Source organism: Desulfurivibrio alkaliphilus AHT 2, from assembly GCF_000092205.1.
Taxonomy (GTDB): domain Bacteria; phylum Desulfobacterota; class Desulfobulbia; order Desulfobulbales; family Desulfurivibrionaceae; genus Desulfurivibrio; species Desulfurivibrio alkaliphilus.
The window spans coordinates 1,854,316-1,878,458 of sequence record NC_014216.1 but is presented as its reverse complement, the minus strand read 5'-3'; the positions used below and the strand labels follow the sequence as shown (position 1 = coordinate 1,878,458).

Annotated in this window: 23 protein-coding genes and 1 riboswitch; of the genes, 4 read left to right on the top strand and 19 right to left on the bottom strand. The window is 64.3% G+C overall.

Annotated elements, in window-relative coordinates:
- The first annotated feature begins 251 nt into the window (after window positions 1–251).
- A complete protein-coding gene (locus DAAHT2_RS08160; protein WP_218914990.1) occupies window positions 252–1,613 on the top strand; it encodes an OFA family MFS transporter in 1,362 nt (453 codons plus the stop codon).
- Window positions 1,614–1,656: 43 nt separating this feature from the next.
- Here the strand turns inward: DAAHT2_RS08160 and DAAHT2_RS08155 are convergent, their stop codons facing one another.
- The 3 genes from DAAHT2_RS08155 to thiC all read right to left on the bottom strand — a co-directional run bounded on the left by DAAHT2_RS08155 (window position 1,657) and on the right by thiC (window position 4,702).
- On the bottom strand, window positions 1,657–2,298 hold the full coding sequence (locus DAAHT2_RS08155) for a DUF3786 domain-containing protein (protein ID WP_083774392.1): 642 nt from the start codon (window positions 2,296–2,298) through the stop codon (window positions 1,657–1,659).
- 170 nt (window positions 2,299–2,468) lie between these two features.
- Window positions 2,469–3,260: a sulfite exporter TauE/SafE family protein gene (locus tag DAAHT2_RS08150; protein WP_013163819.1), complete on the bottom strand. Its 792-nt coding sequence runs from the start codon at window positions 3,258–3,260 to the stop codon at window positions 2,469–2,471.
- Window positions 3,261–3,394: 134 nt separating this feature from the next.
- The gene (thiC, locus tag DAAHT2_RS08145; RefSeq protein ID WP_013163818.1) at window positions 3,395–4,702 is read right to left on the bottom strand and encodes a phosphomethylpyrimidine synthase ThiC; all 1,308 of its coding nucleotides are present in this window, start codon (window positions 4,700–4,702) and stop codon (window positions 3,395–3,397) included.
- A 152-nt stretch (window positions 4,703–4,854) separates the two neighbouring features.
- Window positions 4,855–5,044: riboswitch (cobalamin riboswitch) on the bottom strand.
- 220 nt (window positions 5,045–5,264) lie between these two features.
- Here thiC and arfB point away from each other — a divergent pair.
- Window positions 5,265–5,681: an alternative ribosome rescue aminoacyl-tRNA hydrolase ArfB gene (gene arfB, locus DAAHT2_RS08140; protein ID WP_013163817.1), complete on the top strand. Its 417-nt coding sequence runs from the start codon at window positions 5,265–5,267 to the stop codon at window positions 5,679–5,681.
- A gap of 240 nt (window positions 5,682–5,921) precedes the next feature.
- Here arfB and DAAHT2_RS14810 read toward each other — a convergent pair whose 3' ends face one another.
- Complete coding sequence (locus DAAHT2_RS14810; protein WP_162014301.1) at window positions 5,922–6,227, bottom strand: hypothetical protein; 306 nt, start codon at window positions 6,225–6,227, stop codon at window positions 5,922–5,924.
- On the opposite strand from DAAHT2_RS14810, the gene DAAHT2_RS13905 reads away from it, so the two are divergent.
- Together DAAHT2_RS13905 and DAAHT2_RS08130 are read left to right on the top strand one after the other, a co-directional pair.
- Complete coding sequence (locus tag DAAHT2_RS13905) at window positions 6,222–7,688, top strand: sensor domain-containing diguanylate cyclase (protein WP_162014300.1); 1,467 nt, start codon at window positions 6,222–6,224, stop codon at window positions 7,686–7,688. The genes DAAHT2_RS14810 and DAAHT2_RS13905 overlap by 6 nt on opposite strands.
- Window positions 7,689–7,752: 64 nt before the next feature.
- Window positions 7,753–8,391 carry a hypothetical protein gene (locus DAAHT2_RS08130; protein ID WP_013163815.1) on the top strand — a complete coding sequence of 213 codons (639 nt, stop codon included), beginning with the start codon at window positions 7,753–7,755 and terminating at the stop codon, window positions 8,389–8,391.
- Here the strand turns inward: DAAHT2_RS08130 and nfi are convergent.
- The 15 genes from nfi to DAAHT2_RS08055 form a co-directional block, all read right to left on the bottom strand.
- On the bottom strand, window positions 8,345–9,058 hold the full coding sequence (gene nfi / locus DAAHT2_RS08125) for a deoxyribonuclease V (protein WP_013163814.1): 714 nt from the start codon (window positions 9,056–9,058) through the stop codon (window positions 8,345–8,347). The genes DAAHT2_RS08130 and nfi overlap by 47 nt on opposite strands.
- Window positions 9,059–9,091: 33 nt before the next feature.
- Entirely contained in the window at window positions 9,092–10,150 is a 1,059-nt protein-coding gene (cobD, locus tag DAAHT2_RS08120; protein ID WP_013163813.1) for a threonine-phosphate decarboxylase CobD, read from the bottom strand.
- 33 nt (window positions 10,151–10,183) lie between these two features.
- Window positions 10,184–11,149, bottom strand: coding sequence for an adenosylcobinamide-phosphate synthase CbiB (gene cbiB, locus DAAHT2_RS08115; RefSeq protein WP_435051041.1), 966 nt, complete (start codon window positions 11,147–11,149; stop codon window positions 10,184–10,186).
- Between the two features lie 55 nt (window positions 11,150–11,204).
- Window positions 11,205–12,740 carry a cobyric acid synthase gene (locus DAAHT2_RS08110; protein ID WP_013163811.1) on the bottom strand — a complete coding sequence of 512 codons (1,536 nt, stop codon included), beginning with the start codon at window positions 12,738–12,740 and terminating at the stop codon, window positions 11,205–11,207.
- Window positions 12,737–13,600, bottom strand: coding sequence for a precorrin-3B C(17)-methyltransferase (locus tag DAAHT2_RS08105; protein WP_013163810.1), 864 nt, complete (start codon window positions 13,598–13,600; stop codon window positions 12,737–12,739). Before DAAHT2_RS08105 ends, DAAHT2_RS08110 begins: the two co-directional genes overlap by 4 nt.
- The gene (locus tag DAAHT2_RS08100) at window positions 13,522–14,526 is read right to left on the bottom strand and encodes a cobalt-precorrin 5A hydrolase (RefSeq protein WP_013163809.1); all 1,005 of its coding nucleotides are present in this window, start codon (window positions 14,524–14,526) and stop codon (window positions 13,522–13,524) included. Before DAAHT2_RS08100 ends, DAAHT2_RS08105 begins: the two co-directional genes overlap by 79 nt.
- The gene (gene cobM / locus DAAHT2_RS08095; protein WP_013163808.1) at window positions 14,527–15,288 is read right to left on the bottom strand and encodes a precorrin-4 C(11)-methyltransferase; all 762 of its coding nucleotides are present in this window, start codon (window positions 15,286–15,288) and stop codon (window positions 14,527–14,529) included.
- 35 nt (window positions 15,289–15,323) lie between these two features.
- Window positions 15,324–16,046: a precorrin-2 C(20)-methyltransferase gene (gene cobI / locus DAAHT2_RS08090; protein ID WP_013163807.1), complete on the bottom strand. Its 723-nt coding sequence runs from the start codon at window positions 16,044–16,046 to the stop codon at window positions 15,324–15,326.
- Between the two features lie 162 nt (window positions 16,047–16,208).
- Window positions 16,209–17,498 (bottom strand): bifunctional cobalt-precorrin-7 (C(5))-methyltransferase/cobalt-precorrin-6B (C(15))-methyltransferase, encoded by a 1,290-nt coding sequence (locus DAAHT2_RS08085; protein ID WP_013163806.1) that lies wholly within the window; start codon window positions 17,496–17,498, stop codon window positions 16,209–16,211.
- Window positions 17,495–18,874, bottom strand: coding sequence for a cobalt-precorrin-5B (C(1))-methyltransferase CbiD (gene cbiD / locus DAAHT2_RS08080; RefSeq protein WP_013163805.1), 1,380 nt, complete (start codon window positions 18,872–18,874; stop codon window positions 17,495–17,497). Before cbiD ends, DAAHT2_RS08085 begins: the two co-directional genes overlap by 4 nt.
- Entirely contained in the window at window positions 18,875–19,519 is a 645-nt protein-coding gene (locus DAAHT2_RS08075) for a precorrin-8X methylmutase (protein WP_013163804.1), read from the bottom strand.
- On the bottom strand, window positions 19,516–21,006 hold the full coding sequence (locus tag DAAHT2_RS08070) for a cobyrinic acid a,c-diamide synthase CobB (protein WP_245526839.1): 1,491 nt from the start codon (window positions 21,004–21,006) through the stop codon (window positions 19,516–19,518). The genes DAAHT2_RS08075 and DAAHT2_RS08070 overlap by 4 nt, the downstream gene beginning before the upstream one ends.
- 83 nt (window positions 21,007–21,089) lie before the next feature.
- Window positions 21,090–22,136 (bottom strand): ABC transporter substrate-binding protein, encoded by a 1,047-nt coding sequence (locus tag DAAHT2_RS08065; protein ID WP_013163802.1) that lies wholly within the window; start codon window positions 22,134–22,136, stop codon window positions 21,090–21,092.
- The gene (locus tag DAAHT2_RS08060; RefSeq protein ID WP_218915080.1) at window positions 22,133–22,951 is read right to left on the bottom strand and encodes an ABC transporter ATP-binding protein; all 819 of its coding nucleotides are present in this window, start codon (window positions 22,949–22,951) and stop codon (window positions 22,133–22,135) included. Before DAAHT2_RS08060 ends, DAAHT2_RS08065 begins: the two co-directional genes overlap by 4 nt.
- 1 nt (window position 22,952) lies before the next feature.
- On the bottom strand, window positions 22,953–24,029 hold the full coding sequence (locus DAAHT2_RS08055; protein WP_013163800.1) for a FecCD family ABC transporter permease: 1,077 nt from the start codon (window positions 24,027–24,029) through the stop codon (window positions 22,953–22,955).
- Window positions 24,030–24,143 lie beyond the last annotated feature (114 nt).

Genomic DNA, 24,143 nt, shown 5'->3' with positions numbered 1-24,143 from the left:
GATTTTCAGCATATCCGATGCGTACTCAAACGGCAAATATTTAAAGAAACCAGGAAGATAAGACAATTGTTTGGCCTAAGATTTTCTTGATCGGGTTTTGATTGCGCCATGGTTGCCAATGATGAAATTAAGCATGGCAGCATGAACGAAGCCTAAACCCGTGCCGAGCTTATCGACCCGCGCGAACTGTGGAGCCAATCGGGACCCCGTAAGGGCCTGCTGAACGGCGGCTGGAGAACAATTCAGGAGAGATGATGGGCGATCTGGCGACATATCTGAGCGTGGGGCAACGGCGCTGGCTGGTGGTGGCGGGGGCGGTGATGATCCAGTTTTGCCTGGGCGCCATCTACGCCTGGAGTGTCTTCACCGGGCCGCTGACCCAGCCTTTGAGTGCCGGTGGGCACTACGGCTTTAACGCCCGGGAGGCCGCCTGGATCTTTTCCGCCGGGCTGGCCACCTTTGCCGTGGTGATGGTGGCGGCGGGGCGGGTGCTGCCCCTTTACGGGCCGCGGCCGGTGGCCGCCGCCGGCGGTCTGGTGCTGGGGGCAGGCTATGTGCTGGGCGGGCTGCTGGGGAGCAGTTTCTGGGGCCAGTTTCTGGGGATCGGCCTGATCGGCGGGGCCGGGATCGGCCTGGCTTACGTGGTGCCCATCGCCGTGGGGGTCAAGTGGTTTCCCGACAAAAAGGGGCTGGTTTCGGGGCTGGCGGTGGCCGGTTTCGGGTTCGGGGCCACCCTTTGGGTCAAGCTGGCCGGGAGCTGGTTTGGCGGCCTGCTCCATACCGTCAGCCTCTTTGGGCTGCCGGGGGTGCAGTCGGTTTTTTTGATTTACGGGGTGCTCTTTGCCCTGCTGGTGTTCCTGGGCAGTCGGGTGATGCTCAACCCTCCGGCGGGCTACGTTCCCACCGGAGCCGGCGGCGGTTGCCGGCTGGGAACGGAACCCGCGGCGGCCCCGGCCGCCGACAAAGCCGCGCCGCCGTCCCCGGTGGCCCCCAGGGAGTACAGCAGCAGCGAGATGTTGCGTTCCGGCCACTTCTACATCCTGTGGCTGATGTTTTGCAGCACCGCCCTGGCCGGGCTGATGGTGATTTACAGCATCAGCCTGTTCGGCACCGATGCCCTGCAAATGAGCCAGGCGGTGAGCGACCCGGCGGCAGCGGCCCGAATCGCCGGTACCGCCATGGCTTGGTACGCGATTTTCAACGGGCTGGGCCGGATTGTCTGGGGCGGGGTTTCCGATCGCCTGGGCCGCAAGTGGTCGCTGTTCATGATGTGCAGCTTCCAGGCCTTCATCGTCTTTGCCTTTTACGAACTGGGGGGTGCGGCCAGCAGCCTGATCATTGCCGCCGCCATCATCGGTTTCAATTTCGGCGGCAACTTTGCCCTCTTTCCCGCCGCCACCGCCGATTACTTCGGCGCCGCCAACCTGGGCCGCAACTACGGCTGGATTTTTCTCTCCTACGGGGTGGCCGGCATCCTGGGCCCCCAGATTGCCGGCTATTTTCGCGACATGGCCCTGGCCGGCGACATCTCCACCTGGCAGATTTCTTTCAGTATCGCCGGAGCCGCCTGCGTTTTCGCGGCCCTGCTGGCCCTGCTGCTCAAGGAGCCCTGAGCAGCGGCCTAGTTGCCGCCGTCAGCCTGCCAACCCGGGGCCATCACTTGCCCCGCGCACTTTGCAACAACATCTTGACGGACATCATCGCGGTGGACCAAACAATCTCCGTTGGTATTTGCGACACACAGCCAGCGTCAAGCAAAAGTGTCGCCTTGGCGGGGAACTCTTCATCGCCTTCCCATACGATGATTACGACCGGCACCCTGGGGAAGGGGAAGAGCTTGAACGACATATCGCCATACTCAAGTTGCGTACCGGCAAGGTTTTTGCCTGTTTTTACGAACTTGTCAACATTGCCATCAAAACACCCAGCAATGTCGTCAAGAGGCAGAATGTGGGTCCCTTTAACAAAGATATCGCCACCGGGTAAATCAAACGGGGGGATCATCTGCCCTGAACACGGCAGGTCGCGTGAATGGATTAAATATTTCAGGATCGAAAGGTGCGAGTACTCTGCATATTGGTTAACCAGCACCTGGCCCAAGGCGGAATTGCTGTAAATATCACGATCATTCAGTGAGACAAAGATATCCTGGCCAAAACAATTCAGCACATAGGTGGAGTTGTGGGGATTGAATAAAACCTTTGCATTGACCCTGGTTTCATCAGGGCAAAGCTGTGTCAGCGCATCCCATGCCTCTGCCTCGCCAGGCCATGCCATTATTGTTCCTTGATCGGTCATTCACTCCGCATTGAGATTCTTCAAAATTTGCTGGTCCTTCCGGGACGTCAATGAGTAACCGCTATAGACCCTGAGCATGGCACCTATTACCCACCCACTTTTCAAAAGGGCCAAAAAGATATGCCCCGCAGCTGGCGGCAACTGGTCCACGTTTGCGAAGGGCTCCCCTGTTACATAAAGAGCATGCGGGTTGCCACGGCGAGCAGCAAGAGGGCGAAAATTCTTTTTAATTTGTTCACCGGCAGGCTGTGAGCCAGGCGTACGCCCAGCGGGGCGGTGAGCACACTGGCGGCCACGATGCCCACCAGGGCCGGCAGGTAGATGAAGCCCAGGGCGTACTCCGGCAGCGCCGGGGCCCGCAGGCCGTTGAGCAGGTAGCCCGCGGTACCGGCCACCGCGATGGGAAAGCCGATGGCCGCCGAGGTGCCGATGGCCTGATGCAGCCCGATGTTGCACCAGACCATGAAGGGTACCGACAGGGTGCCGCCGCCGATGCCCACCAGGCTGGAAAAGACCCCGATGGTCCCGCCGGCGCCCAGCATTCCCGCCGGCCCCGGCAACTCTCGGGCCGGATTGGGTTTGCGGCCGCTGAGCATCTGCCAGGCCACGAAGTAGAGGAAGAAGGCGAAGAATATTTGCAGGAAATCGGTACTAAGCGCGGCGGCGATGAAGGTGCCGCCCAGAGTGCCGGCCAAAATGCCGGGCACAATACCCCGCACCACCTCCCAGCGCACCGCGCCGCGCCGATGATGGGCCAGGGCGCTGGAGACGGCGGTGAAGATGATGGTGGCCATCGAGGTTCCCAGGGCCAGATGCATCAAATACTCCGGGGCCACTCCCTGCCAGGCCAGGGCAAAGACCAGCATGGGCACAATCACCAGCCCGCCGCCGATGCCCAACAGCCCGGCCAGCACCCCGGCCACCGCGCCCAGCCCCAGATAAAGCGGTAAAACCGTTAACATAAGCACAAACTCCCCGGTTGGTGTCGCAGGTAAAAAGCCAGCGCAATTTGGTCGATCCGGGGAGTTGTGTCAAGCAATCAAAAATCGTGCTCCGCCCCGGTGGGGCCGGGACGAAACACGGTTGCCGCGATTGGTTACTGTTTGGCCTGGCTGGTGCAGTCGCTGAAGATGGCCTCGGCGTTTTTGGCGGCGCAGAACTCGCCGCACATGGTGCAGGTCTGCTGGTCGCCGGGGCTGCGGCTGTCGCGGACCTCTTTGGCCTGGCGGCCGAACAGCCCCAGTTCGAACTGCTGCTCCCATTGCATGTCCCGCCGGGCCCGGCTCATGGCCCGGTCCCGCTTCTTGGCCCGCTCCCCCAGCTTGACGATGTCTCCCATGTGCACCGCCAGCCTGGCCACCCGCACGCCCTCGCGGACATCATCCTCGTTGGGCAGGGCCAGGTGCTCGGCGGGGGTGATGTAGCAGATCAGGTCGGCGCCGTAGCGTGAGGATGAAGCGGCGCCCACGGCGGCGGTGACGTGGTCGTAACCGGCCCCGACATCGCAGGGCAGCGGCCCCAGCACGTAGTAGGGGGCATCGCCGGACATCCTTTTCTGCAACTGGATGTTGCCCTCGATTTCATCCAGGGGCACATGGCCCGGCCCTTCCACCATCATCTGGCAGCCCATCTCCCGGCCCAGTTCGGCCAGCTCGCAGTTGATCACCAGTTCCGCCACCTGGGCCCGGTCCGAGGAATCGTGGATGGCCCCGGCCCGGATGCCGTTGCCCAGGCTTAGCACCACGTCATGGCGGCGCAGGATCTCCACCACCCGGTCGAACTTGGTGTAGAGGGGGTTGTCGCGGTTGTTGGCCAGCATCCAGGCGATCATCTGGGTGCCGCCCTTGGAAACCAGGCCGCCGTAGCGGTAACCCTGCTTTCGCAGCCGCTCGATGGTGTAGAGGTTGATGCCGCAGTGGATGGCCATGAAGCTGATGCCGTCGGCGCACTGTTGTTCGATCAGGTCGAAGAGCAGCTCTTCATCCAGCTTGTTGGGATCGCCGTAGCGGCGGGAGGCCTCGCAGAAGGCCTGGTAGAGGGGGACGTTGCCCACCGGCAGGGTTGTGGCGGCCAGCACCCGGCGCCGCACTTCATCGAGATTGCCGCCCACCGAAAGCTCCATCAGGGTGTCGGCCCCTTCTTCCTCGGCGGCTTTGGCCTTGACCTCCTCGGCGGTGTAATCGATGATGTCGCTGGAGGTGCCGATGCTGGCGTTGACCTTGGTTCCAAGCCCCCGGCCGATGCCCACCGCCCGCTGCTGCCGGCCATGATTGCAGGGAATGACGATGGTGCCGGCGGCCACCCCGCCGCGCACCATTTCAGCCTCCACCCCTTCGGCGGCGGCCACCTGGGCCATTTCGTCGCTGATTTCCCCTGCTCTTGCCCGTTGAATCTGAGTTGCCATAGCCTTTTTCTCCTTTTTTCAGGCTGTGGCGGGGGCGAAAACAAAAAAAGCCCCCAGCCGTTAAGGCATGGCGGGCGGCTTCGGCGGCTCGCCATGCTAAAATGGCTGGAGACTTTGCCATCATCTCCAGAAAGGTCCCGTCACGCGCGGGAATCGATTTCGACCAAAGGGCAGGCCTTCTGGCTTACGGATCGGCGCTTTCCCGAGCCTTCCCGTTCGGTTGAACAGTGGCCTTGTTCGGGATCGCTCCCCGTTTACAGCGGCGGGACCGCCCGGGATTTGCACCCGGTTTCCTATTCTCCCCCGGCCGTAACCGGGAGCACCCTCTGGTTGACTGCTTTTCTCAAACCTGGCAAAGTTAGCCGGAAGATGGGTTTCTTGCAAGCTTCTTGTGAGTGGAGGTAAGTGTTCACCAGGGGTACTAACTTACCGCTTAACGGGCTGTAATCGTTCAGCAGTGCCGCAGGTTCGGGTAAGCAGCCAGGCGCAGCGTACCCCCTGTACGTAAGCCTGGCTGATCGCCCGAAGATGCGGTGCTGCTGAACGATTACAGGTGGAAAATATGCGGATCAGCAGGACATTGACGATACCGGAGACAGAGCTGGCGTTTACCGCCATCCGGGCCGGCGGGCCGGGCGGGCAGCACGTCAACAAGGTCTCCACCGCCATCCAGCTTTTTTTTGATATCCGCGCCTCCTCCTTGCCGGAGCCATACAAGGAGCGGCTGCTGGCCCTCAACGACCGGCGGATCAGCGCCGACGGGGTGGTGGTGATCAAGGCGGTGCGCCACCGCAGCCAGGAGAAGAACAAGGAAGAGGCCCGCCAGCGTCTGCGCGAACTGATCGCGGCGGTCACCAAAGAGCCCAAGAAACGCAAACCCACCCGCCCCACCAAGGCCGCCAAGGAAAGAAGGCTGGCCGCCAAAACCCGCACCGCCAAAATCAAGGGACTGCGCAAGCCGGTCAGCTCCAATGATTAAACATTTTTGTCAGGCGGTTTGGTGCGGCTCGCGCCTGCTGCTACTTCTGGTTATCATTAGCAAATACGTGGAAAATTAAAGTTCGCTTTGCGCTCGCCACCCGGCTGACTATGTGCTAGAGTAAAAATATGTTGAGGTTTTGTTGCTCCTGGCAAAGCTTGCGAACAAGCCTGGTGCCTCTCTGGTTCTGGCCATGCTTAATGATGGTCAAAGCAGGGTTCGGCAGGCAGGCTTTCTTCTCTACTTGAGTGACGGATGGAGACTGCGGTTAATTCCATAGACCCCGAGCTTCACCCCGAGCAACTGCTGGACATGGTCCAGACCGGTTTGTTGCTCTGCCAGGATAATGGCCGGCTGTTTTTTGCCAACCATTGGGCTCGGGAACTGCTTGATCGCGCCGGCGTGGAATTGACGGAGAAAATTTGCCAAAGCCTGTTCGCCAAAGACGATGTTGATTGCACTACCTGCCTGGCGGCCGGCACTGCCGGCGGCACCCATCAGCGTCGCCAGGCCCTCACCATTAATGGAAAAAATGGTGGAATGCATCTCAAGATATACTGCCGGTCGTGGCAGGGATATCAACTGTTGACCATCCAGGATGTGACGGAAGAAATCAGCCTGCTCCGGCGCTCGGAGATTCATAAAAAAGAGCTGCTGGCCAAAAATGTGCTGCTGGAGCACAGCCGGCGGCGCAATGCCGCCGAGCAGGATTTTATGGCCCAGTTGATGGACTACTTGCCGGATGCCCTTCTGGTGGTTGACGAAACCTACCGGGTTGAGCGGAAAAACAGTGAGGCGGACAAGATGTTTACCTCCGCTAGCTCCCAATGTTTCACCCTGGTGGGCCGGACCGCGCCATGCCCGGATTGCCCGGCCCGACACGGCTTTGCCCGGGCCGCCGGGCAGAAAAAGAGTCACGAGATAGACGGCCGGATTGTTACCGAAATCTTTTCCGCCGGGCCCAACAGGCGGGGCGGGTTGTTGCTCTTTCGCGACAACACCCGGCAGGTGCAACTGATCAGCCAGATCCGCGAACATCGCGAGGAAATCGCCAGCAAGAATCAACTGCTTTCACTGCTGGTGGATTTCGGCACCTATCTGCAACAGGAAAATGACGGCCAGGAAGTGGCGCTCTACTTTCTGCACTCCATTTTGCCGGTGCTGCACCAAGGGGCGGCGGCCATCCTGGTGCACAATACCCGCCCGGGGGTGCTCTGGATTAGCCAGCAACGGGGAATCGAGGCGACCGATTTCGAGCGGATCAGGAGGTCCTGTCTTACCCGGGAGTTTTCTCAGGAGCAATCGGCTCTGCTCCCCTCCCCGGTGCTTCCCTGGTCCACCGGGACCCAGTTGCCGCTGGCGGGGTCCACCGGCCGGCGGATCGGTCTGGTTATTTTGGAGGGCGATCTGGACGAGAAAGAAAAAGATATGCTCAAGCTGGTCCTTGAGCCCCTGGGGGCATATTTCCAAAACCAGATCCTGTTGCGGCAACTGGAAGATGAAGCCAACACCGACGGGCTTACCGGGCTGTTTAACCGCAGCTACCTCAACAAGGCCCTGGAGGAGGAGCAGGCCAAGTTCAACGACCACGGCACCCCTTACTCATTGGTGCTGGCAGATGTGAACCAGCTTAAAAAGCTTAACGATGAACATGGCCATGAGGCCGGCGACCGGCTGATCGTTGCCGTGGCGCAGGAACTGAAAACAAGCCTGCGCCCCACCGATATTGTGGCCAGGACCGGGGGGGATGAGTTTGTGCTGTTGATGGCCAACTGCCCGGAGGTCGATGCCGGCCATTTTGTGCAGCGCCTGAAAATTCAGGTTTTCCGTAACCGGCAGCTGGAGCTGGACACTGGGGAGAAATTTCCCATTACCCTTAGCCTGGGCTGGGCCGGCATCGACGCTTGTGGCGGCGAGGAAAACAGCGCGATCTTGCTCAAGGAAGCGGATAAACGGATGTATGCCGACAAACAGCAGTTTTACCAGGAACAACGACGTTATCGTTAACGGCTGAGAATAAACCAGGCAGCTGCCGGCATTGGGCTGCCGTTTCCAAGTGGTGAGCGATTCCATGGCAAACGACCATAACCCGCAAATGGAAGAACAGCTTAAGGCCCTGGTGGACATTACCGATGCCCTGCTTCGGGGTGATTTCAAGGAAAATCCGCCGGAAATTGACGCTGAAGGTCTGCTTTCGGTGCTGGCCAGGCAGATCAATACCATGCTGCTCAACATGCGGACCATGCAGGCCCCGCTGGCCAATGCCGGCGAACAGGCCCCTTTTCTGGTCGGCAATGCCCGGGATGTGGTGGAGTTGATGGAACAGGCCACCGGCGAGGTACTGGACAAGGCCGACAGGGTGATTGTGCAGGCCGAGCAGCTGGAGCAGCGGCTTAACGGGGCCGACCAGCAGGAGCAGGCCGACAATAAGTCATTGCTGACCGAAATGAAGGCGGCGGTTTACGATATCATTGCCTCCCAGTCTTACCAGGATGTTGCCCGGCAACGGATGGAAAAGCAGATTGCCGATCTCAACCAGGTTCGCGACTGGCTCATTGAAGTGCTGGTGGTGTTAAATCTCAAGAAGGACAGCTCGGCGGCCAATATCGAGAAGAAAAAAGAACTGTTGCGCGAGGTGTATAACGACAACACGCCGTCCTCGCTCAAGCAGGATCTGGTCGACGAATTGTTGAGCGAATACGGGTTTTAGACCGCTCGGAGGCCACCAGCCGGTCGGCCAGGCGGGTGGGTTCCGGCAGGCGGTAGCCGCAGCCGCAGGCCAGGGTCAACTCGATGGCATGGTCCAGGTCGATGGCGTGGCCAATACTGATAAACAGCGGCCGTACATGGTCGCGGGTGCGCAGCACAGCACCGATGGTGTCCTGCCGGTCAACCAGCAACGAGTAATCCCCCCGTTTTTCCCCCGGCATTTGAAATGAGCCGATCAGCCGGCTTTTGGCGCAGCCCACGCTGGGCAGTCCGGTGAGCAGCCCCAGGTGGCAGGCAATGCCGAAGCGGCGGGGGTGGGCCAGCCCCTGGCCGTCCACCAGCAAGGCGTCGGGAGTGCGGCGCAGGCGGCGCAGGGCGGCGATGATGGCCGGTGCCTCGCGGAAACTGAGCAGGCCGGGCACATAGGGAAAGAGCAGCGGTCGGCGGGCGGTATGGCTTTCCAGCACCGTGCCGCTGGCGCTATCCCACAGCACCACTCCGGCCAGACAGGCCGGCGGGTCAGTGACAAAGGCGGCGTCCACCCCGGCCACCAGGCGCAGCTCCCCGGCGGGTTGTTCCTGCCTTACCGCCCGGGCCAGTTCCTGCTGAATGGCCGCCGCCCTCCGGGGCGACACCTGCCAGTTATGGGGTGGGCGGGGTATTTTCATCCAGCTTTGAGTTTCTCCTTCATTCTTGCCATATTACAAGATGGTGGCCAGGGCTGCCAGCAGGCGTTGGTTTTCTTGGCGGCTGCGGATTGCGGTGCGCAGGAAATTGGCATTGAGGCCGCGGAAGTTGCTGCAGTCGCGCAGGGCTATGCCCTGTTGCAGCAGGCCGGTTAGTAGTTCCTGGGCCTGCGGGGTTTCCAGCAGCAGGTAGTTGGCGGCGGCGGGGTAGACCCTGGCGCCGGTGCGCCGTGCCAGTTCGCCGGCCAGCCAGGGGCGTTCCTCGGCCATAAAGCGGCGGCTGCGTTGGGCAAACTCTTCATCGGCCAGGGCGGCGACGGCGGCCGCTTCGGCCAGGGTGTTGACGCTCCAGGGTTCCTTGTGGGCCAGGAAAGCGCGGCGCAGTGAACGGGGCAGCAGCAGAAAGCCCAGCCGCAGGCCGGGCAGGGCGAAGAATTTGGTCAGGGAGCGCAGGATCAGCAGGTGGGTGTTGTAGAAGTGGCCCAGCAGGGAAACTTCCGGGCAGAAGTCGGCAAAGGCCTCGTCCAGCAGCAAGTAGCAGCGATGGGTTTTGGCCGCCTCGGCGATGGCCGCCACTTCGGGGCGGCTTAAGGCGTGGCCGGTGGGGTTGTTGGGGTTGCAGAGCAGGGCCAGGTCGCAGTCGGCCATGGCGGCGATGAAGGCCGCCGGGTCGATGCGCAACTCATTTTTTTTGCTCAACCGCAGCCACTTGATTTCGGCCCCGGCCAGCCGGGCGGCCCGTTCATATTCGCCAAAGCCCGGGGCGGTCAGCAGAACTTGGCGTGGCTTGAGCACCCGCAGGGCCAGGTAGATCAGCTCGGTGCTGCCGTTGCCGGCCAGCAGCAGTTCAGAGTTGACTCGGTAGGCCTCGGCAATGGCAGTGACCAGTTCTCCGGCCAGGGGGTCGGGGTAATGGCCCAGCCGGTCGATGTGGTCGATGATCGCCCGGCGGGCCGCCGGCGGCATCCCCAGGGGATTGATGGAGGCACTGAAGTCCAGCAGTTCCTCTGCCGGGCGTCCCGCTTGGGCGGCCAGTTGGCGCAGGTTGCCGCCGTGGGGGGTGGTTGCTGACATAAAGAAATCCCGTTGTGTTGATTGATTGGCCGTTTACCAACTCAGAGCCTCACCGGCACCGGCCAGCAGGATTGCCGCCAGCAGGGCCAGCAGGGCGGTGAGGCGGATGATGGTCCTGGCCTCCTGGCCGGCGGCGCGCAGTTGATGCCGGTTGTCGCCGATAAAGGGTTTGTCCTTGAGCTGGCCGAAATAACTGGTCGGGCCGCCCAACTGAATCCCCAGGGCGCCGGCCAGGGCCGCTTCCGGGATACCGCTGTTGGGGCTGGCGTGGTTGCGGCCGTCCCGGCGCATGATCCGCCAGGCCGCCGCCGCCCGCCCCGGTCGGCCATGGTCCAGCAGCCAGACGGCGACAATGATCAGCAGGCCGGTGAGCCGGGCCGGCAGATAGTTGGCCAGGTCGTCAAGCTTGGCCGAGGCCCGGCCCAGCTCGGCGTATTTTTCATTTTTATACCCCACCATGGAATCCAGGGTGTTGACCGCCTTGTAGGCCAGGGCCAGGGGCAGTCCCCCCAGCCCCAGGTAGAAAAGCGGCGCGACAATGCCGTCGGAGGCGTTTTCCGCCAAAGTTTCCAGGGCCGCCCGCCGCACCCCGTCGGCATCCAGGGCGGCAGTGTCCCGCCCCACGATATGGCTGAGCAATTCCCGGGCTCGCGGCAGATCCTCGCAGGCCAGCACCTCCCGCACCCGCAGCAGCAACTCCCGGGCCGAGATGGTGGCGGCGGTTAAATAAAGCACCAGCAAAGCCGCCAGCAGCCCCGCCCAGCCGCCGCGGCCGGCCGCCAGATAAGTGAGGGCCAGCCCCGCCGCCCCGGCCCCCAGGGGCACCATCACCGCCAGCAACACCCCGGCCAGCCGCAAATTGCCCAGCCGCCGCAGCAACGCTTCCAGTCGCGCAATAACGGCGCCAATCAGCCGCACCGGGTGGGGCAGCCGCGGCGGGTCACCGACCAGAGCGTCGATGCAAAAGGCCAAGGTGATGAGCAGAGGGGGAAAGGTCAACATTGCCGCCACCCCAAAGCTGCCGGCCTTGGCTCAAGTTTACCATAATCCGGCGTCATCCGTTCCTCCCATCCAGCAGGCGGTAAATTTGCTTCATGTCGATGGACTGGCGGACGGTGGCGGCCAGGCGGTCGAAGGCCGGTTCCAGGTCGTAGGGGGCCTGGATTGCCACCAGCGGGGGCAGGCCCCGCCGCCGCCGGAGACGGTCTATGAACCAGCGGCGGAAGTGGTCGGCGTCGAAGATGCCGTGCAGGTAGCTGCCCCAGATTCGGCCGTTGGGCGAGCAAGCGCCTTCCGGGGTGGCGCCGTCCCGCAGGGCCGGGGCTCCCTCCACCCGGCTCTGGCCGTGGTGGATCTCGTAGCCGTGAACCTCAAGGCCCGAGGCCAGGTGGGTAAAGCGCCGCTGGACCAGGGTTTTGTTCGGGGCCAAGGTGGTTTCGAGAGGCAGCAGGGCCAGGCCGCTGACATGGCCGGTGGCGTTTTCCAGGCCCAGGGGATCGGCGATGGTCCGGCCCAGCATTTGTAAGCCGCCGCAGATACCGATGATCTCGCAGTTGCCCGCCGCCGCCCCTGCCTTGATGGCGCCGTCCAGGCCGGTGCGCTTGATGAAGTCCAGGTCGGCGATGACGTTCTTGCTGCCCGGCAGGATGAGGGCGTCCGCCTCACCCAGTTCCTCGGGCCGCCTCACCAGGCTGATGGCCACGTCCGGCTCGGCCAGGAAGGGTTCCAGGTCGGTGAAGTTGGAGATATGGGGCAGGTCGATCACCGCCAGGCGCAGATCGGTAGGCCCGGTTTTTTTACGGCTGTAAAGCCCCTGCTTGAAGCTCACCGAATCCTCCTGGGGCAGGCCGAGATCATCGAGATAGGGCACCACCCCCAACACCGGCCGGCCGGTGCGGCTGAGCATAAACTCCAGGGCCGGGTCCAGCAGGGTGGCATCGCCGCGAAAACGGTTGACCAGGTAACCGGCCAGCAACTCCCGCTCCCAGGGCTCCATCAATTCAAAATGGCCGACCAGCGAGGCAAACACCCCGCCCCGCTCGATGTCGCCCACCAGCAGCACCGGCGCTTGGGCGTAGCGGGCCATCTCCATGTTGACGATATCATGGCTTTTGAGGTTGATCTCGCCGGGGCTGCCGGCCCCTTCCAGCACGATGACGTCGTACTCCGAGGCCAGTTCGTCGTAAGCCCGGCAGGCGGCGGCCGCCGCTTGGGGCTTGTAGGCCACGTATTCGGCCACCTTCATGTTGCCCACCGGTTGGCCGTTAACGATCACCTGGCTGCCCACCTCGCTGGAGGGTTTGAGCAGCACCGGGTTCATCCGCACGTCGGGGTCGAGCCTGGCCGCCTGGGCCTGGACCACCTGGGCCCGGCCCATTTCCAGGCCGTCATGGGTGACAAAGGAGTTGAGCGACATGTTCTGGGCCTTGAACGGCGCCACCCGCAGGCCGTCCTGGAGCAGGATGCGGCACAGGGCGGCGGCCATCACCGACTTGCCGGCATCGGAGCCGGTGCCCTGGAGCATGATGGCGGCGGCCCGGCGGGAGTTGCCCTTTTTATGGTCGTGGTTGACAGGGAACATGGTGGTCATGCCGTCGGTTGCAAATTATATTTACGGCCGTAGCCCCGGGGGGTAATCAGCAGCTCGTTCCAGGTGTAGCTCTGCGAGTTGCCGATGATCACCGTGGACTGCATGCCGATGGCCTCCAGCGGCATCTCGGCCAGGGTGGTCAGGATGATCTTTTCCTCCGGCCGGGTGGCGGCGGTGACAATGCCCACCGGGGTTTGCGGGTCGCGATGGGCAAGAAAAATCTCCCGGGCCTGGACGATCTGCTCGGTGCGCCGTTTGGAGCGGGGGTTGTAGATCGCGGTGACGAAATCGGCCGCGGCCACGGCCTGCAATCGTTTGGCGATGGTCTCCCAGGGGGTGAGCAGGTCCGACAGGCTGACGGCGGCAAAGTCGTGCATCAGGGGCGCCCCCAGCCTGGCGGCGCAGGCGTTAAGGGCGGCGATGCCGGGGATTACCTCGATGGCCACCGGCAGGCAAGCCGCCGGCGGGGCGACTGCCGTGTCGCCGGGCGTGTCGCCGGCCGGATGGAGTTCACTGTCCGCCGGCCGTTTTGCCTGTCCCTCGCGGACCAGCTCGAAGACCAGCCCGGCCATGGCGTAGATGCCGGGGTCGCCGCCGGAGACCAGGGCCACCTTGCGCCCCTGCTCGGCCAGCTCCAGGGCCCGGCGGCAGCGTTGCACCTCCTTCATCATCTCGGAGGAGATCACCTCCTTGCCCGCCAGCAGTTCCGGAATCAGTTCCAGGTAGGTGTGGTAGCCGATGATGCAGTCGGCCTCGCCAATGGCGGCGATGGCCGCCCCGGTCAGGTGTTCCGGGCCGCCGGGGCCGGTGCCGACAAGGTAAAGTTTGCCCGGGCCAGGGCCAGAGTCACGTTGCGCCATTTTTGTTTCCTTATCATCAGTTGTTGGTTGCCGCTGCTCAGCAGCGCGGCGGGTTCAGACACCCCACCGGCCCCGGTGGCCTTGAGCACCGCCGGCGCCGGCTTGAGTCCGGCCACTTGGTTAAGTTCGTCTTTACTGTAAAAAACCAGGGGCCAGCGGCGGCTTGCGGCCAGTTCCAGCAGGCCCGGTTCGTCCTGTTTCAGATCAATGCTGGCCAGGTTATGGATGGCCGCCGGGGCCAGCCGGTGGGCGGCCAGCAGTTCGTCGATGGCCGTTGCCAGTTCCGTAGCGGGGGTGCCCCGGTTGCAGCCGATGCCCAGCACCAGGCAGCGGGGATGCAGCAGCAGGGTGCCCGGCGGCCAATGGTCATGGATGGAGATGATCAGCTCCGCCGCCCCCGGTTCGGCGACCGGCTCCAGCCCGGCGGGCAGCTCGTCCGCCGTCTCCTCGCTGTAAACCCGCAGAGTGCCCCGGTTGACCAGCCGGGCGGCGGCCCGGGTCATCACTTCCGGAGTGGCGGGAACCAGTTGCCGGTCCTCGGCCCAGAGGTCCAGGGCGGGCAGGCCCAGCACCTCGGAGGCGGTGGTGATCACCGCCTGCCCCCGGCAGAGCAGGGCCACCCGCCGGGCCAGTTCGTTGCCCCCACCCCGATGGCCGGAGAGCAGGCTGATGGCATGTTGCCCACATTCATCCACCACCACCAGGCCGGGGTCATGGTATTTGTCCCGCAAAAGCGGGGCGACGGCCCGCACCACGATACCGGCGGCCATGATGCAGACCAGGCCCTGGTAACGGGACCAGGCCCCGGCCAGGGTAGCCTTGATCCCGCCGTCCACCGGCACCAGCTCGGCCCCCTCCAACTCCGCCGCCAGCCGCGCCGCCAGCTTCCGCCCCCCGGCGGTCATGGCCAAGACACCGATTTTCATCTACCGGTAACCGTGGGAGAAATCAGGGTCATATAATTTGGACATCACCGGCGGCGCGCCCGCCGTCAGCACCTTGCCCACCACGATGATCGCCGTTTTGGTAATCCCCGCCGCCTGTGCCTTGTCGGCAATGTCGGCCAGGGTGCCTCGGACGATGCGCTCCTCCGGCTGGCTGGCGTTGGCCACCACCGCCGCCGGGGTTTCGGGGGGATAGCCGCCGGCCAGCAGATCGGTGGTAACCTCGTTCATCATGCCGGCACTCAGCAAAATGGTCATGGTGGCCTGGCAGGCGGCCAGGGCGGGGAGTTGTTCCCGCTCCGGCACCGGGGTGCGGCCGCCCCGGCGGGTGATGATCACGCTCTGGCTCACCTCCGGCAGGGTCAACTCGGCGCTGAGCGCGGCGGCGGCAGCGGTGACCGAACTGACCCCCGGCACCACCCGCCAGGGAATGTCAAGCTCGCCCAGCCGGGCCATCTGCTCACCGATGGCCCCGTAAATGGCCGGATCCCCGGTATGCAGCCGCACCACCCGCCGACCCCGCCGCCAGCCTTCGGCCAGCAGCGTTATCACCTCATCCAGGGTCAACCCGGCGGAGTTGTGGATCTCCGCCGTCAGGCCGACCAGCAGGGTTTCCGGCACCAGGCTGCCGGTATAGACGATCAGTTCGGCTTCGGCCAGCAGCCGCCGGCCCTTGACGGTGATCAGCTCGGGATCACCGGGCCCGGCGCCGACAAAATGGATGATGTTGGTGGAGTTATTCACTTGCTCCTCTTATGGTTTCGGGTGGAGTCAGATCTTTATTTTCTGATGATGATAGTGGAAAAATAGTGCATCTCCCGCCGGCCGGCGGCCTTCAGGTCGCGGCTGATCAGCTCGCCCTCCTGGCCGGATTTTTCCACCAGCACCGCCTTGTCCAATAGCCGCATTTCCGCCAGCAGGGGGACCAGCCGGTCCATCACCCGGTGGACCTTCATCAGCACCACGGTTTCAAAGTTTTCCAGGGTTTCCCGCAGGCGGCCGTTTTCAAAGGTGGCCGGGAGCACCGCCAGGCGGTCGTCGCCCAGGCAGAGAGGTTGCCGGATGGAGGCCGCCGCCGAGCCCATGGCCGAAACCCCGGGGATGATCTCCACCCTGGCCTGGGGGGCCAGTTCCAGCAGGGTTTCGCAAAGATAAAAGCCGGTGCTGTAGATGGCGGGATCGCCCAGGGTGGGAAAGACCACATCCTGCCCGGCCGCCAGCCGTTCCCGCACCAGCTCCGCCGCCGCCCGCCAGGCCGCGGCCACTTCCGGGGCCGGGGGCTGGTTCATGCGGATCTTGAGCATGGGGAAGTGGTGGGCCAGCACCTCTTTACCGGCGGGGTCCACCACTTGGGCCAGAATATTGAGGGCGGTGCTGTCGCCCTCCCGGTTTGCTTTAGGCACCAGCCAGACCGCTGCTTCTTTAAGCAGTCGGACGGCCTTCATGGTCAGCAGTTCCGGGTCGCCAGGACCTACCCCGACCACATGGAGGGTGCCGACCATGGCGGGTTTGGCAGGGCTTGGTCCCTTGGCCGGTTGTGGTCGTCCATTCGGCGCGTTCGAAGTTTCCGAAGAGGACGGTGCGGTGCAACCGGTTGTTGGCGGTTCGCTTTTAAGATCCATTTTGCTCAGCTCTTTTCTCATTTTGTTGAAGCGGTTTTATGGTCACTGTTTATGGCCGCAAATAATGTTGATGGGGTTGAGCCTGGTTGCGGTGCCGGCCCCGGCCGTATCGTCCGCCGTTATGGCGTCCGTCTCCCACCGGCGGCTGATGCTGACTTCCGTTACTTCCACCGGGCAGCCGTGCCGCCGGAGCAGGCGCGGGGCCTCTTCTTTGGTGGCGGCGGTGACCCCGTTGATCACCACCCGGCCGCCGGGACGCAGGCGGGGCAGGGCGGCGGCGAGAATCTCCGCCAGGCGGCCGCCGCTGCCGCCGATGAAAATCCGGTCCGGGTCCGGCAGGGCGGCCAGGGCCGCCGGGGCCTCGCCGGCCACCGGCCGGATGGTGTAGGCGGCCAGCTTGACGATATTGGCCTTGATGTTGGCCAACTCTTCCGCTCGTCGCTCCACGGCGTATATGGCCAGGCCGGGAGCCAGCCGGGATGCCTCCAGGCTTACCGAGCCGCTGCCGGCGCCGATATCCCAGCAGACGCCGGTGGCGGGCAGGCGCAGCTTGTGCAGAGTTACGGCCCGCACCTCATCCTTGGTGATCAGCCCACGGCTGTGGCGGATTTCCTCGGTTTGCAGGCCCAAGGCGGCGGGCAGATCGGCGCTGATCCGACCGCCGCCGGCGGATTCTGCGGCCCGTTGCAGCACCATTATATTCAGCGGTGCAAACCGTTGCCCGGCGATCTCTCCCAGGCTGCCGGTGATCAGCCGTTCTCCCGCACCGCCCAGGTTTTCCGCCACCAGCACCCGGGTGGCGGCCAGCAGCCGGTCGGCGCCCACCAACGCCAGGTAGTCCCGCAGCCGGGTGGCGATCAAATCCGGCGAGCGGCGGCCGTCGGTGAAGATGATGGTCTTGGGCGCCGCTAGCAGGGCGCCGGTGTTCAACAGCAGGTCGGTCTCGCCGGCTTCTCGGCCGTGCAGGCTGATGACCCGGGCATCGTCCCAAGGCAGCCGGAAACGGGCGCAGGCCTGCTGCACGGTGGAGAGAGCCGGCATGAACTCCAGTTGCTCCGGGGCGAAATGGTGCAGCAGGGTGCGGCCGATCCCGAAAAAGAGGGGATCGCCACTGGCCAGCACTCCCACTTTGCCCTGGGGCAGATGTTCTTTAATGGCGGTCAGGGCACCCTTTAGCGGCGTGACCGGCACCACCGGAATTTGCAACCCGGCGACCAAGGGGCGGTGGCGCTCACCGGCAACCAGGCAGCGGCAGCCGGCCAGGGCCCGGAGTTGCCGGTCGCTCAGGCCCTGGTCGCCAACGCCGATAACGATGATGCTTGTTGTGGTCATTGTCCGCTCTCCACCCGGGTCACTATTTTCATATGGCTGTCCACCAGGTAGACGGTTACCGGGATGCCGGCCGTTGCTGTTGCGTAGGCAGCGGCGCGGCGGCAGACACCGTCGACCAGCTCATCGGCCCCGGCTGCTTGCAGGCGGCTAAGGATTTCCCGGGCGGTGTTGGCGCCGGTCAGTTGTGCCGTCAGCTCCGGGGAAGCCCCCAGCTCCGCCAGCAGTTCGACGGCCTGCCGCACCTCCAGGGCCCCGTGGCGAACATGGGTCTGGGGAATTTTGAGGGCCGCCTTGACGATCTTGGCCCACATCCCGGCCAGGTGCAGTTGCCTGAAACCGCGCTTGCCCGCCTCGGTAAGGGCAAAATGCAAATAATCGCCCATCATCACCAGGGCCTCGTCGGGTAACTTGAGCCGCCGCTGCACGCCCTTTTCCGAAGTCCGGCCGGTGGCCAGCACCACTTCCCCAAGCCCCGCCGCCCTGGCCACGTCCAGCGAGGCGGCGATGGTGGCGGTCCAGGCCTCGGCGGAAACCGGGCGGACGATGCCGGTGGTCCCCAAGATGGATAGCCCGCCGATGATTCCAAGGCGGTGGTTCAAGGTCTTGGTCGCCAGCTCTTCCCCTCCCGGGATGGCGATGGTGATGCGCAGGGCCGCCGGGCAAAAATTGCGGGCAGTGTGCGCGCCGGTTTCCGCCAGGGCCTCCCGCACCGCCGCCCCTATCATTTGCCGGGGCACCGGGTTGATGGCCGGCTCCCCCGGCGCAATGGCCAGGCCGGGCTTGCTCACCCAGCCCACCCCGTCCCCCCGGCAAAGCAATATTTGTAAGCGATCACGGGGCACCGCATCTTGCGGCGATCGGGCCGGCTCACGTACTGAGGTACGCTTCGCCGTCCCGCTTGCCACAATCTGCGGCACCCCGTGACCGCTTACTTGGGGTTGTTCCCTTGATCCCGCCTTTGGCGGTGGGTCGGAATCGCGGTCCTCCAGTTCTACGCAATCTTGGCCGCAACCGGTCAGGGACTCAAACTTGGCCGCCGGTTCTACCAGAGCGACGATCTCCGCCCCGTTGGTGACATCGGGGTCATCCCCGGCGTCTTTGATGACGGAGGCGGCAAAGCCGGTAGCGGCCGGTTGTTGCCCCAAATTGGTGTCTGACCCCAATTCCCCGAATTTCCCGGCTGGCTGAGACTTTCCTTCCTCCTGGCTCGGCTGTTGCCAACTGCGGTGCACGGAGAAGGCGTGGCGGCTGCCGTCGGGAAAAGGAATCTCCACCTGTTCCGGCGCCGTGCCGGACCCGGCAAACATCACCGCCGCCTTGGCCGCCGCCGCAGCGCAGGCCCCGGTGGTATAGCCACTTCTCAGGCGCCGCGCCATTCAGCCGGACTCCGCTACGGCCAAGCGCAGCAGGGCGTTGACGATGGCCGCCGCCGTGGGGCTGCCGCCCTTGCGGCCCAGGGCGGTGATATGTGGGTATTCCCGTTGGCTCAACAGCTCCTTGGACTCGGCGGCGTTGACAAAGCCCACCGGCACCCCGATGATCAACTCCGGCCGCTGTTCCGGCGCCAGGGTTTGCCGCCGTTCCATGACCCGCAGCAGGGCGGTGGGGGCGTTGCCGATGGCGACAATACCGATATTTTCCGGCAGCAGAAGGTCGATGGCCACCTCGGAGCGGGTCAGTCCCCGGCGGCGGGCCTGTTCAGCCACCTCCGGGTCGGCCACCCCGCAAAGCACCTTGCCGCCGTAACGGGCAAGCAGGTGTTTACTGATCCCGGAGGCGGTCATGTTGACATCGGTGAGGATGTTCTTGCCGGCCCGGATGGCGGCCAGGCCGGCGGCCAGGGCGCCGGGGGCGAAACGCAGGGTGTCGGCAAAGGAAAAATCACCGGTGGCGTGGATCACCCGCCGCACCACGCTCCAGGTCGCGGCGTCGAAAGGGTGGGCGCCGTGCTCACGGTCGATGATGCGAAAGCTTTCGGCCTCGATGTCCGCCGGTTTGATCTGCTGAATGATGGTGCTCATGGTTTATGGTCTCGGCAATTTTTGACGAAGGCGGCGGCGGCCTCCGGGTTGGAGGCAAAATGCAGGTGCAGGTAGCCGGCCACCGTGTTGTGCCGGCGCCAGCCCGACGCTCCCGCGCCGCCGTCGAGGTTGGTGCTGTGGTACAGTTGCTCCAGATGTTCCGGCATGGCTTCGGTGCGGGAATAATGAAACTCGTGCCCCCGCAGCCGGGTGCCGGCGGGGCCGAACAGCCCATCCCGGGTGGTGACCGCCTCCCGGTACCCCAGCGCGGCCAGGCGGCGGCCCATGGCGGCCCGCACCGGGAAAATGCCGGCCAGGGGATGCAAAACCCCGTCGAAATCCTCGATACCCCGGCAGAGGTACATGAAGCCGCCGCACTCGCCGTAGATCACCCCGCCGCCCTCGGCAAACGCCCGGATACTCGAGCACATTTCCCGGTTGGCGGCCAGTTGCCGGGCGTGCAGTTCCGGGTAACCGCCGCCCAGATAAAGACCGTCCAAACCGGGCGGCAGGGCATGGTCGGCCAGCGGGCTGAAGAAAACCAGTTCGGCCCCGGCCGCTTCCAGCAACGCAAAGTTATCCTGGTAGTAGAAGCAAAAGGCCGCATCCTTGGCCACTCCCAGCCGTACCGGGATCGACGCACCGCCCCCGACGGGCTTACTTGCATCCCCATCTTTCAGGTCCGACTCCATGTTGCCAGCCAACGCCAGCAGTCGGTCCAGCCCGACATGCTGTTCAATGGCCGCCGCCAGCTTGTCCAGGGCCGCCGCTGACAGCGGTGATTCCGAACCCATCCGCAACCCCAGGTGGCGCTCGGGGATGCTGAACTCCAGGTCGCGGGGCAGCGTGCCGATGATCTCGCTTCGGCAGTGCTGCTCGATGGCCCGGCAGAGTCGCCGCCGGTGGCGCTCGCTGCCCACCCGGTTGAGGATCACCGCCGCCGGGGCGATATCCGGGGAAAAAACCTCGAAACCCTTGAGTACCGCCGCCGCGCTTTCCGCCGCCGCCTTGGCATCCAGAACCAGCACCACCGGGACGGCCAGCAGCCGGGCCAGGGCGGCGGCGGAAGAGTTGCCGCCGTCGAACATCCCCATCACCCCTTCGATGAGGCCCAGCTCGCCGGGGCGGCAGTGGCGTTGAAAGAGTTGCCGGACGTACTCGGGCCCGGTTATCCAGGGGTCCAAGTTGCAGGAATGGCGACCGGTGACCAGTTGGTGCAAGGTGGGGTCGATGAAGTCCGGGCCGCACTTGAAAGGCTGTACCGGGTTGCCGCGCCGGGTAAGGGCGGCCAGCAGGCCCAGGGTTACGGTGGTCTTGCCGCAGCCGCTGTGGGTGCCGGCCACCAGGATTCCTTTGGGGGGCGTTTCAGGGCAATGTGCAAGCTGCGTGAATTCTGGACGGGGGGCGCGGCAACCGGTAGCGGCGGGTTCGGCGGCGGCCGGGCACATGGATGTGCAGGAGGCCGTCGCCGCCTCGGAGGCGGGCATGGATGCCCGCCGAGAATGAGCCGCTACCGGTTGCCGCGCCCCCCACCCCCTTCCAACAACCAAAGGCTCTACAGTTTTGGCGGTCATCGGTGCTTTTTCTCCCGGTTGTAAGCAGTGGCATCACGAAAAAAATCCGGGTAGAGCAGGGTCGCCACCTGGCGGATGCCCTCGATGATCCGCAGGGTGGGGCGGGAGACAATCTGTCCGTCAACCAGATAAATCTCATCTTCCCGTACCGCCCGGATGGCGCCGAAACCCGGTTCCTGCCGGATGGTATCCCGATCCACCGGGTTCATCCGGCCCTGCTGGGCCAGGAAGAGATCAATTTCATCGCCCTGGGCCAGGATGCGCTCCTTGCCGTAGTCAGCGATATTGGTCTGGCGCACCCGGGGCGCGTCGGTGGCCACGTTGATGCCCCCGGCTGTTTCCAGCACAAAGATGGCAATGCTTTGCGGGGCGAAGGTCTTCATCTGGCGATGGATGGAGGAAAAAAAGACCCGCCGCCGCTGTTCCGGGGGGATCGCGGCCACTTGCCCACGGATGACGGCCAGTTCCCGCTGAAATTCCTCAATCATCTCTTCCGCCGCCTCTTGCCGGCCGGTGAGCAGGCCCAGTTGCCGCCAATAGTCGAAAATTCCCGCCAGCGAAGTAGGTTGCAGGGAAACCACGGTAATCCCGGCCTGCTCCAGCTTGGCGATCAGTTGGGGGTAGGCCCGCTCGATCATCGGCCGGGTCAGCACCAGGTCCGGGCGGTGGCCGATATAGCGCTCCGGATCTTCCCGGTAGCTGAAGCGGGGCCGGTCCAGCAGGTGGGGCGGATGATCATCGCTGAGTCCAATGCCGATCACTTCCTGATCCAGCCCCAGCGAGGCCAGGTTTTCGGTGTGGGCCGGGTAAAGGGAGATGATGCGCCGAAAGGGCTGGTCGATCACGATTTCGCGGCCGGAGTTGTCAATTACCACGGGCACCACGGGGCTTGACGCTTTTGCGGCGGTTGCTGCCGGCCGGTCGCCGGCCCCCGCCTCGCCGATGCTCGGCAACAGGGAGGCCAGGCACAAAAGCAGGGCGGCGGGCAAAGGCCACAGTAATTTGCGATATATATTGCCGGGAAAAAACATCAAATTCCTCATTGCCACGCCTCAGCCGCCGCCGGCGGCTGTTTGTGGCTTACTAGATTGAACGACACCCGGGGGGCGTTGCTGAATCGGTCATGGCTGACGGCGCATTCCACCCCGAAGACCCGGGCGATGTTGGCCGGGGTCAGCACCTGGTCGGTGGGGCCGGCGGCCTGGATGCGGCCCCGGTTGAGAAACACCAGATGGTCGCAAAAAGCCGCCGCCAGGTTGAGGTCGTGCAGCACCGCGATCACCGTCTGCTCGCCCCGGCTGACCCGTTGCCGCAAGGCCCCCAGGATATTGAGGGTGTAACGGATATCCAGGCTGGCGGTGGCCTCGTCCAGCAGCAGGGTGGGGGTCTGCTGGGCCAGGGCCCGGGCCACCGCCACCCGCTGTTTTTCGCCGCCGGACAGTTCGTTGACCGGCCGGCCGGCCAGGTAATCGATCCCGATTTCCGCCATCACCCGGTCGATGATTTCCCAGTCCGCTGCCGTCGGCCGGCCGAAGCGGGGCAGGTGGGGGTGCCGGCCCATGAGGATCACCTCCTCCACGGTGAAGGCAAAATCAATGGCGTATTCCTGGGGGACCAGGGCCAGTTGGCGGGCCAGGGTGCGGCGGCGGTAAGCGCCGATCGCCCGGCCCTGGAAGAGCACGCTGCCCCGCCGCACCCGGCGGGTGCCGGTGAGCAGGTCCAGCAGCGTGGTCTTGCCGCAGCCGTTGGGGCCGACAATGCCGTAAAAACGGCCCGGCGGCAGCTCCAGGTTGATCTCTTCCAGCACCGTGGTGTCGTCGTAGGCGAAAAAGACGTTATGGAGTTGAAAGCCGTTCATGTCAGCCAAAACGGTACCTCCGCTGCTTCTGCCGGAAGATGAAGCAGAAAAAAGGGCCGCCCAGCAGGGCGGTGAGCACCCCGATGGGCACTTCCACCGGCAGCACCGCCCGGGTAACGGTGTCGGCCCCCAGCATCAGCAAGGCCCCGGCCAGCAGAGAGACCGGCAGCAGTCGCCGGTTGTCCGGCCCGACCACAAAACGCATCAGGTGGGGGATGATCAGGCCGACAAAGCCGATGATTCCCGACACCGACACGCAGACCGCCGCCAGCAGCGAGGCGGTGACCAGCAAAATGGTCCGCACCCGGGCGGTTTCCACCCCCAGGGCGTCGGAGGTGCGGCCGCCCAGGGCCATGATGTTCAGATCCCGGGCGTAGTAGGCGAAGATCAGCACCGAGACCAGCAGCACGGCGGCAATCCGGAGCACGTCGAACCAGTCCCGGGAGGCGAAGCTGCCCATCAGCCAGAAGACGATCACCGCCACCTGCTCGTCGGCCAGGTATTTCAAGAAACTGATCCCCGCCGATAAAATGGCCCCCACGATGACCCCCGAAAGGATCAGGGTGGTGGTGGACATCTGCCCGTTGAAGGTGGAGAGCCGCAGCACGATGAACAGGGTGATGACGGCGCTGACAAAGGCGAACAGCGGAACGGAAAAGTATTCGTTCAAGGCCAGGTTGGCCACCAGGGCCAGGGAGGCGCCGAAGGCGGCCCCGGAGGAGACCCCCAGGGTGTAGGGATCGGCCAGGGGGTTGAGCAGAATTCCCTGGAAAATCACCCCGCAGGCCGCCAGGGCCGCCCCCACCAGGGCGGCGGTAAGAATCCGGGGCAGGCGGACCTCAAGCAAAACAAAGGGCACCGCCTGGTCGATCTCCGCCAGCAGCTCCGGCCGGCCGCCCAGTTGGGCCAGCAGCACCCGGATGATCTCCCCGGCCCCGATCTCCATGTAGCCGGCCCCGGCGGCCAGCAGGGTCAGGGCCAGCAGGGCGCCGCTCAGCACCAGCACGGTGAGCGGCGCCCTGACGCCGGCGCGGTCGGCCGTAACGGCTGCCGGGCTAGATGGTTGGCAAGTAGGCAAGAAATTTTCCGTTTTTCTTTAAGGTTGTCGGTAAACATTCAACAGGCTGCTCGGCTGTGAAGCGCCCATGTATTTGGTTGTGGGTAGGGGGTGGGGGCCGCGACAACCGGTAGC